Annotated in this window: 3 protein-coding genes; 1 reads left to right on the top strand and 2 read right to left on the bottom strand. The window is 38.3% G+C overall.

Features of this window, described 5'->3' with window-relative positions:
• Together HT732_RS07200 and HT732_RS10145 are read right to left on the bottom strand one after the other, a co-directional pair.
• Positions 1-1442, bottom strand: a 1442-nt coding sequence (locus tag HT732_RS07200) for a G5 domain-containing protein (RefSeq protein WP_173254462.1), incomplete at its 3' end; no start/stop codon positions are given.
• A gap of 101 nt (positions 1443-1543) precedes the next feature.
• Positions 1544-9283, bottom strand: coding sequence for a YSIRK-type signal peptide-containing protein (locus HT732_RS10145; protein ID WP_188113839.1), 7740 nt, complete (start codon positions 9281-9283; stop codon positions 1544-1546).
• Positions 9284-9735: 452 nt separating this feature from the next.
• Between HT732_RS10145 and HT732_RS07160 the strand changes: the two genes are divergently transcribed.
• On the top strand, positions 9736-10448 hold a 713-nt coding region (locus tag HT732_RS07160; RefSeq protein WP_173254461.1), incomplete at its 3' end, for a PD-(D/E)XK nuclease family transposase.

Here is a 10448-nt window from a genome sequence, read left to right as displayed (position 1 = left end):
GTTTTTTCTACTTTTGGCTGTGTTCCCTTTTTAACAACACGAGTTACAGGGTCTGTTGTTACTGAAGTTGGTTCATTTGGAGTTACAACACCTGTAGTTTCATCAATATTGTAAGTCGTAGTCTTAACAGTTTCACCATCCTTACCTGCTGTGACTTCTTCTTCTGTTCCTTCTGGAACTGAGTCATCACGTTCATAACGAGTTGGGAATGGAATTGGTGTTTTCTCTACTTTTGGCTGTGTTCCCTTTTTAACAACACGAGTTACAGGGTCTGTTGTTACTGAAGTTGGTTCATTTGCAGTTACGTCACCTGTTGTTGGGTTTAGTTCATAAGTAGTTGTCTTAACAGTTTCACCATTTTTACCTGCTGTGACTTCTTCTTCTGTTCCTTCTGGAACTGAGTCATCACGTTCATAAGTTGTTTCAAACGGAATTGGTGTTTTCTCTACTTTTGGCTGTGTTCCCTTTTTAACAACACGAGTTACAGGGTCTGTTGTTACTGAAGTTGGTTCATTTGCAGTTACTTCACCTGTTGTTGGGTTTAGTTCATAAGTAGTTGTCTTAACAGTTTCACCATTTTTACCAGCTGTTACTTCTTCTTCTGTTCCTTCTGGAACTGAGTCATCACGTTCATAAGTTGTTTCAAACGGAATTGGTGTTTCAACTACTTTTGGTTTTGTTCCGACTACATAAATATCATCCTTTTTATCAGCATGTTCTCCTTCGTTTACATGAATACGATAATACTTAGATAATACAACAGTACCGTCATCATTAACTATATTCTCTTCTGAATTTGGATTTACCGTTATAGGTTTATTTGACTCAACAATGGTATCATCACTATCAATACTTCCGTTAGCTTCCCCTGGTCTTCCTTTATAAAGATTACCTGGATTAGCTGGGGTACTTACACCTGCATCAAGACGGTGAGGATATTTAGGATTAACTTCACTCACTTTAGGTTCAACAAAGTTTGAATCATCAATTGGTTTACCTGCATTTTCATTTATAGTATCGGCATCAGCTCTTTTATATTTCTCATCAATTTGACCATCATCATCTTTATCATATAATTTTTCAAATAATGATTCCATTGGATGTTCATTAAAATAATCATCACTATCTTCAGCTTTCAAGATAAAGCTTCTACCATTATAACCTTCTTCTCTCAAAACAGGAGTATGACTTTCTACTGTATCATCTCTTTCATACTTCTTTCCTTTAGGTACGAAAACTTCATACCCTTCTGATGCACTAGTTATATTTTCAATATTAGCTTCTCCTGGCTCCGCGGTAGTGTCTGAAGCGTAAACTGTCACATTTGGTGCCATTATTGCAGCCCCACCTAGGGTAATGACTGTCGCTACAACACAGGAACCGAAAAACTTTCCAATTTTTCGTAAAGCATATTTTTTATTCTTAGTTGATTGTCTTGACATATTTCTCTCAATTTTACATTTATTTTAGTTTCTAGGTTGTTGACTCCGAGCCAAAAGCCAGATGAAGAATCCAACTTTTGGCAGGAAGCAACGTTTTGATATTATTCGGACTCATCTTCTTCCTTCTTCTTGAAGAATCCTAATCCTAGACCAGCTAACAAGGTCATGATACCAGCGCTAGCTAAGCTAGCATTAGCTTCTGTACCTGTGTTTGGCAATTCCTCTCTTCTATTTGTCTCAGAAGTCGGAGTATTTGCTTCTGGAGTGTTTGGAGTTGGAATTTGACTTTCTGGTGTTGGAATAGTCGAATCTTGTGGAGTTGGAATCGGTGTGGTCGGTTTCTGTGGAACAGGATTATTAGGATCTACTGGTGTTATCTTTTCAAATCTATGAATTGTAACACCATCCTTCGTTACAGTTGTAATATATCTGTATCCAGGAATATTTCCTGGTTCATGAGTTCCAGGTTTTTCTGGTTTCAATGGCTTACCATTTTCATCCACCCAGATTGTAATATGGTTACTTTCTGGAGTTGGTTTTACCGGTTCTTCCGGACTAGGCGTATTTGGAACTTTTACATACTCAATCGGTGTATCCTTACCAGGTTTTGTTGGTACTGGTGGAATGTATCCTTTTGTTGGATCATTTGGATCAACTGGTACTAATGGATTTCCATCTGGTGTCTTAGGTGTATACCCAGGCACATATGGAATCACTGGTACATTTGGTGTATTTGGATCCGTTGGATCTCCAGGCTTAGTTGGATCTGTCGGATTGTTTGGATATGGTAGTGGCGTTGGTGTTTCTACACCTGGCACTTTTGGTACCCATGAACCAAGTTTCTTGTAAACCACTTCAATCGTTTGATTTGCAACAGTTGGTGTTATTCCTTTTCTTTCAGCAACTTCTTTTTGAGCTGGGTCTTTAAGGATGTAACCTTTAACTACTGGTGATGATACTTTATCAAATGTACTATCTCCACCAACTGCTTTCCAGTCTCCATAAGTAATCTCACCTGTTACTACGTTAATCTTAGCTTCACGTGTGAATGTAACTTTGTCTGTTGATGGTTCAGAAACTTTATTTCCAGCCTCGTCAACATAGTTGATTGTACGTGTTACTTCTTTTTTAACGTCCAGTTTCTTAATTAATTCGTCTGTCCATCTTGGAATTGTTGGATCATTTGGATTATTTGGATCTACTGGTGTATCTGGATCGATTGGTTTTCCAGGTTCAAGTGGTTTGTCATCAGTTGGCGGTGTTACTGGTACAAGTTTTTCGTGTACTTTCAACGTTACTGTTTGTGTTGGATCTTGACCTTCTGTATCCTTATCTTTATCGAATTTGTTATTAATATAGTTTACTACTTCATCTCTATTATCAATCACATATCCGCGTTTTTCTAACTCTGCTATTTTAGCTGTTACTGATTCAGTTGGAATTTGATCTCCAGTTTTACCGTTGATGTTTACATAATCAGCTGTTAATGGTGTTTCTGTTGTTCCGTCAACCTTAACCACTTTCACCAATGCTTTTTGTGGATTTCCTTCATAAGTAATCGGTGTATCCTCACCTGGTGTTGTTGGTACTGGTGGCACCTTGTATCCATTTTCTGGATGGTTTGGATCAACTGGTACTAATGGTGTTCCACTTGGTGTCTTAGGTGTATAACCTGGCACATATGGAATTACTGGTGTGTTTGGTTCAACTGGTGTTCCTGGCTGTGGATATTCTGGTTCTCCTGGTTTAGTTGGATCAGTCGGATGGTTTGGATATGGTTTTGGATCGAAATTCGTTCCTGTTGGAGGTGTTACTCCTGCCGGTGGTGTTGGCACCCATGATCCTAACTTCGTATATACCACATTTAGGTTTTGATTTTCAGAGGTTGCTGTTAAGTTTTCACTTGCTGCTACACTTGTTCCATCTGCTGATACCAATCCATCTGCTGAGCCTTGATTAGCTTTTAAGATGTATCCCTTAACCACAGGTGATGTTACTTCGTCGAATGTTGTGTCATTTGATGTCCATGCTACATTAGGATCAACAACGTCACCCGTTACGACATTAACTTTCAAACTACGAGTAAATGTTACTTTGTCTGTTGCTTTGTTAGCTACTTCTTTGTCTGTACCATCTTCTACATAAGTTATTGTACGTGTAACATGTTTAGTCGTTGCCAGTTTACCAATTAATTCTTTCGTCCATTTTGGTCCGTTTGGATTTTCTGGATCAATTGGTTGTCCTGGTTCTGGTTTTGGATTGTCGTCACCTTGTGGATTTGTTGGTTCAAATGGTGGGACATCTACCACTTTTGGTTTCACTGTTACTTCGAAAGTTTGATCAACTGTTTTATCTTTATCGAAGTTTCTACCTGTCTCTGTTGTGAATCCGTCAGTTACTAATTCATATCCAAGAACTTTCAATTCTGCAAGCTTATTCGCTGTTGTATAGTTAATTGTAGTTCCCGAATCACCTGTTAGTTCTTCTGTATGAAGAACTGTAGTTGTTCCTTCAACAACATATTTTACTATAGCTTTTTGAGTATCTGCTTCATACGTAATCGGCGTATCGTTACCTGGTGTTGTTGGTACTGGTGGCACCTTGTATCCATTTTCTGGATGGTTTGGATCAACTGGTTCTAATGGATTTCCATTTGGTGTCTTAGGTGTATAACCTGGAACATATGGAATCACTGGTGTGTTTGGTTCAACTGGTGTTCCTGGCTGTGGATATTCTGGTGTTCCAGGTCTTGTTGGATCAGTCGGATTGTTTGGATATGGTTTTGGATCGAAATTCGTTCCTTCTGGTGGTGTTACACCTGTTGGTGGTGTTAATACCCATGATCCTAACTTCGTATATACCACATTTAGGTTTTGATTTTCAGAGGCTGCTGTTAAGTTTGCACTTGCTGCTACTCTTGTTCCATCTGTTGATACCAAATTACCTTGTGAGTCTTGATTTGATTTTAAGATGTATCCTTTTACTACTGGTGATGTTACTGCTTCGAATGTTGTGTCATTATCTTTAGCTGTCCATTCTCCATAAGTAATCTCACCTGTTACTACGTTAATCTTAGCTTCACGTGTGAATGTAACTTTGTCAGTTTTCGACTCAGTAGTTTCTTTACCCTTATCCGTATATGGTAGCTTAGTTCCTGATTCGTCAACATAATTAATTATACGTGTTACTTCTTTTGTAGTTTTCGCGTTCTTAACTTTATTGATTAAATCCTCTGTCCATACTGGTGTGTTTGGATCAACAGGAGTATTAGGATCTACAGGCACATCTGGATCAATTGGTTTTCCAGGTTCAAGTGGTTTTTCTGGTGTTGGCGGTGTTACTGGTACAAGTTTTTCATGTACTTTCAACGTAAATGTTTGAGTTGGATCTTCTCCATCTGTGTCCTTATCTTTGTCGAATGGATTTTCACCAATTGCTGTTAGTACATCTTGCTTATTATCAACTATATAGCCACGTTTTTCTAACTCTGCTATCTTAGCTGTTACTGTTCCAGTTGGAATTTCTTCTCCTGTTTTACCAGCGATAGGTACATTATATTCTGTTAATGGTGTTTCTGTTTTCTTATCACCCTCACCTTCAACCTTAACTACTTTCACCAATGCTTTTTGCGGATCTGCCACGTACGTAATTGGTGTATCCTTACCTGGTTTTTCCGGTATTTCTGGAACCTTGTATCCTTTTTTAGGATCTTTTGGATCTACCGGTTTTAATGGTACTAGCGGATTTGTCTTAGGATCCACTGGTTGTGTTGGATCTGTAGGTATTCCCGGTGTGTACCCTGGTTCGTATGGAATTACCGGTAATTCTGGAGTTTTTGGTTTTTCAGGAGTTCCTGGTGTTTCACCACCTGGATTCACTGGTGTTCCATCCGGATTTTCCGGTGTTGTTGGATAATCTGGATATTTAGGTTTTGTTGGATCTTTTGGATCGTTTGGATATGGAATTGGTGTTGAATCTTTTCCTGGTATCTTCGGTACCCATGATCCTAACTTAGTGTATACAACTTCTCTAGTCATATTCGTTACTTCGCCATTTTCATTTGGCGCTGCTGGTGCATCTGTAACTTCCTTAAAATCTGCTACGTATCCAGCTAATACTGGAGTTTTTACTGGTGAAAAACTTGTAGCTGTATGCGTATCATCTGCAGTTGCTGTCCAACCACTATAAGTAACTGTTTTGCTAACTAAGTTATATGTTGCAGTACGTTTGTATAATACTTTGTCTACCTTTGTAGGTTGTGCATCTGCAATTTTTTCCCCGTCTGCAGTTTCTTTTTTAAAGTAATTAATTGTTCTTGTTACTTCTTTTGTAAGATCTGACTCTTTTAATCCTTCTGCTGGCCATTTTGGTCCTTCTGGAACATCAGGGTCAACCGGTGTATCTGGAGTTGGTGGAGTTGTTACTGTTACTACTTTTTCTCTTACAGTTACATTATACACCTGACTTGGGTCTTGTCCGTCAGTATCAGTCACAGAATCGATTGTTTTATCTCCATTAGTAAATGTATCACTTACAATCTCATACCCAGCATTTTTCAGTTCTGTGATTTTTGTATCTACTTCTGTTGAAGAGAATGTCTCTCCTACATTACCAGAAAGCGTAATATCATCATATCCTGTTAACGCTTCTGTTGTTGTCTCAGATACTTGTTTCTTGAAGTGAACGAGACCTTTACCTGTTGCAGGTGGTGTGTATTCTTCATATACAAACGTTACTGTTGCTAGGCTATCAGATAAAGTTCCTGTTTCAGCAGCAGAAGTTCTCAATCTTCCATTATCAAGAGTACCATCCTCTAATGATCTTTTCAGTATATATTGTTTACCATCACTAGTTGTAATCGTGTTTAATTTTTTATCGGTAACGTTATAGTTTGTATAACGTAGTCCGCTATCGACAGCAAGGTATGTTCCATCTTCTCCTTTTTTACCTAAGTCAGTCTCTTTTTGATGTTCTTTAGTATTATCAAGTGTTAATACATTTCCAGATACATCTTGATACTTAACTTTAACATCTCCTGACAGCTGAGATTTTATTTCAGATGTCTTCTTACTCTTGTTGATTTTTTCTATAATTTCCTTTTTCTTATCTTCTGGAAGATTCGACTTACTAATAATTCTTCTTGCTAATTCTTTAGACGGTTCTACCGTATCTTGGATTACTGAGAAATCGGCTAGGATAGGTAAGTTATATTGAAGTCTTGGACTTTGCTTATTAACCCCAACACGTTTTTCATTCTCCGCAAACACTTGCACTTTATAGGATACAACGTCTTTACCTAATGGAATATCTCCTGTTGAGAAGTATCCACCTTTACCTAGTTTGTCCTGATCTCCTTCAATTGCAGTAGTGATTTTTTCTGATAATTTATCATCAGCTAGCACATTTGAACGTGTGACATTATTTTTTTCAACAAAATAGCGCGTGAATTTTGCAAGACCATCTGATTCTTTCTCAGCAAGTTCATTAGTATGATATTTTCCATATTCAGCATCTGGTATTTCAGTTTTTCTAGTTGCTTCCATGTGTGAGCCAAGGATTTTCGCTTCTTTACTACCGTTTCTTGCTTCCGTGTAAGTATAGGCATTTGTGGATCCAATGGCTGATTTTAAGGCAGAGATTTCTTTCTTTAGTTCAATTTTTTTCTCTTCATTAGCAGTATTTAATTCTGCTTCTTTAGCTGCTAGTCTATTCTTTAACTCTTCGCGATGTTTTGTTACTTTTTCTGGATCTGTTTGGAGTTCTAATTGGTCTGTATCTGCATGATAGATAATTTTTTTCGCAGTTGGTAATACAAAATCTAATAATTTAAACACACGATCTGGGTCTTTATCTTTTCGTTCTCCCTCTGAATTTAGTTCACTAGTTTTCACCCATGTTGGGGAGGCTTTTTGCACCTCCGCATCCTTCATTTGTTTTAATTGATTATTAAGATCATTTGCTACAGTTGCATAACCAGCTTGGATCTTAAGTTCTTCTTTAAACTTATTTTTTAGCTTTCCTGTACCTTCTCGTAATTCATCCTTATCGATAGGTAACTCATATATAACGTCTCCTTTTTTAACGAGTTCTTGTTTTGCTTCCTCTTTTAAAGGTTCTAGTTTCTCTCTATCTTTTCTTCTGTCACTCGGATATTTTTCCTTATATTTAGCATCTGCAAGAGTATTGACTTTTTTATCGTACTCACCCTTTAAAATCTTTTTAAGTACTCTATTAACCCCACTTAAATCCACACCTTGGCTGTAGCGTTCTTCGTTCTCTACTACTCCGTCAATTCGGTTGATAGTGTGGTCATAGACAGTTTCTTCAGAATGATCCTTTTTAATAGCTTTAACAACGATACGATAAGTTCCTTTTGACCCTTCAAAGTCTGAGATATATCCCGTTACAAACTCGATTTTCAAACGACTTCCATATGCCGTCGAAAAGGCTGTGAACGTTTTTTCAATCCCATTGAAACCTTCAATATTTGGTGCGTGTTGGAGTATATCTTCCCTATTTTTTACAGGTAAGGAAGCAAGGTTAGCTTTATTCTCCGCACTATTCGCTGTCACTATATCAAATGTAGAGCCATCTTGTGCTTTATCATCTTTATTGGCGATAGTACGTCCTTTGGCAAGCATTAACATATATTTAAAGCGACGGTCTAATGCTTGTTCATGAAGATAGATTCGGTCAAGTGCATCAGAACCGAGCATCCCACCTTCTTGGCGATGTCCATCTTTGTCAGTGTACCAACCAGTAAAGTAACCTTCTTTATTTTTCATCCCAACGGCGAATTTACCAGTTGTACCATCTTTTTTCATAATGGCTGTCCATCCACCAAAGCTACTGATTTCTCTAATTTCACCTGGTTGAAGTTTTTTACCATTTGGATTATTAGTGACGTTCCCACTTTCGTCAAATCGAAGATTGTCTCCTAGAGTATCCATGTTTCTCAAGTATGAACGCTCGTTATTTTGGAAATCATCCGGCATATTTTGGATAATCTTCCACATTTCTTCAACTGTAACAGTATGACCAGGATCGTTGAAACTCAAGTGAGCATTTGGATCATCTGCTCCAGGCTCAGCTCCTTTTGGTATATTTATCCCTGGTTGATCTGTTTGTACTGTAGCCCCCTTACGTTCGGTTAGAGCAGAATTTAATGTTTCGTTATTTTCAGTTGAAGACCCGGCAGGTGTCTCAGTTCCAGTAGAAGTATTAGAAGTTCCGCCAGCAGGAGGATTTTCTACATCTCTTTTTGAACGGCGACCTCTAGTTGTCGAAGTTGATGAAGTTGATGAAGCGTCGAGTTTAGTATAATAAACTATTACATCCTCATTTTCTGTTGTTGATGTAACTTCTTTTGATTCTATAGTTGACTTGTCTGGCGCACCAAAACCATTTACTGTTGGTGAAGTTTGTGCTTCCCATTTACCTGTTGTCCATTCTTCTGTACCTTGTTTACGTGTTAAAGTAACTGTTTGAGTGACTGTAGCAGATACTTCTTTACTTTCATCAGAAGCATCTACATATTTAATGGTACGTGTAATCGTTTTTGTTTCTTCCTTAACAGAATGAACCGCTCCAGCTTGAAGCCCACCTGGATTTTGAGCAGCCACCGCCCCATAGCCAGAGGAAGTCAGACCGTTAGGTCGGCTTGGCTCCGGGTCTGGAGACGGACTAGAGTGACTTGCACCTCCATCAGTATTAGTAGTATTCGTTTCCGCGAGTACCACACCTGCCCCCATGGCAAGGTAAAAAGCACCAATGACGACACTAGCTGCACCGACACTTACTTTTCGAATACTATATTTTAGTTGTTTATCAAATTTACCCATTTCAGACTCCATTTTATATATATATATATATATATATTGTTATGCTATTTTCTGCATGATAGCATACAATCTCATCTAAATATTATACATCAAACAACTGTAAATTTCAAATTTTTTGATTGAAATGAAAGACTAGCAGATAGACTATCTTTTTACCAAAACCAAAGATAGATTAGGAGTCCCTCATCAGTAAACCAACAGTAAAGATGAAGCCCCATCAGCCTTGCCCTGTCGTGTGCATCTGATGGACTTGCTTCCTCCTATCAGCAAGCTCAGTCCTGTGCTTTGAGACCTTCCCAGCTTGCTTTAGGATTTTTACATTTATTTCTTTAAAAATGAGACAATTTGACATTTTTTCTACCCTTTTTCTTATTTTTCCGAATAAATAGATAGAAGCATCAAATTTAGTAAAACTAGATTAAAAAATGTGCTATAATGAAAGGAGAGAAAGTATGACATTACGTCATCCGGGCATCAGCCCGACCAATGACTTGGTTGCTAAGAAAATCTTTAGCAATCCAGAGATCACTTGTCAATTTATTCGCGATATGCTGGACTTGCCAGCAAAAAATGTAACGATTTTGGAGGGAAGCAACATTCATGTCTTGCCTTCCCTACCGTACTCGGCGCAGGATTTCTATACCAGTATAGATGTCTTGGCGGAGCTGGACAATGGTACGCAAGTTATTATTGAGATTCAAGTTCATCATCAGAATTTTTTCATCAATCGCCTGTGGGCTTATCTATGTAGTCAGGTCAATCAAAACCTAGAAAAAATTCGCCAGCGTGAAGGTGATACTCACCAGAGCTACAAGCATATCGCACCTGTTTACGCAATAGCTATTGTGGATAGTAATTATTTCCAAGATGATCTAGCTTTCCACAGTTTTAGCATGCGCGAGGACACGACAGGTGAGGTTTTAACCATTATCAACAATGGTCAGGAAAATCATCTGGTCAAGATGGCATTCTTGGAATTAAAAAAATATAGAGAAACTAGCAAAGATAGTATTCGCAAGCCGTGGTTGGAGTTTTTCGGGAATAAACCCTTTACTCAAGAACCCGAGCGAGCCATCAGCCAAGCAGACCAACTGCTGGACTATAAGAGCTGGTCCGAGGAGGATAGGAAAATGTTTAGTCAACTACGTATGCGCGAAGAACAAGC

Origin of the sequence: Streptococcus sp. 5346 (assembly GCF_013277455.1) — a bacterium.
Lineage (GTDB): Bacteria > Bacillota > Bacilli > Lactobacillales > Streptococcaceae > Streptococcus.
Note: the sequence above shows the minus strand (reverse complement) of the source record. Positions and strands in the feature narration are given on the sequence as shown.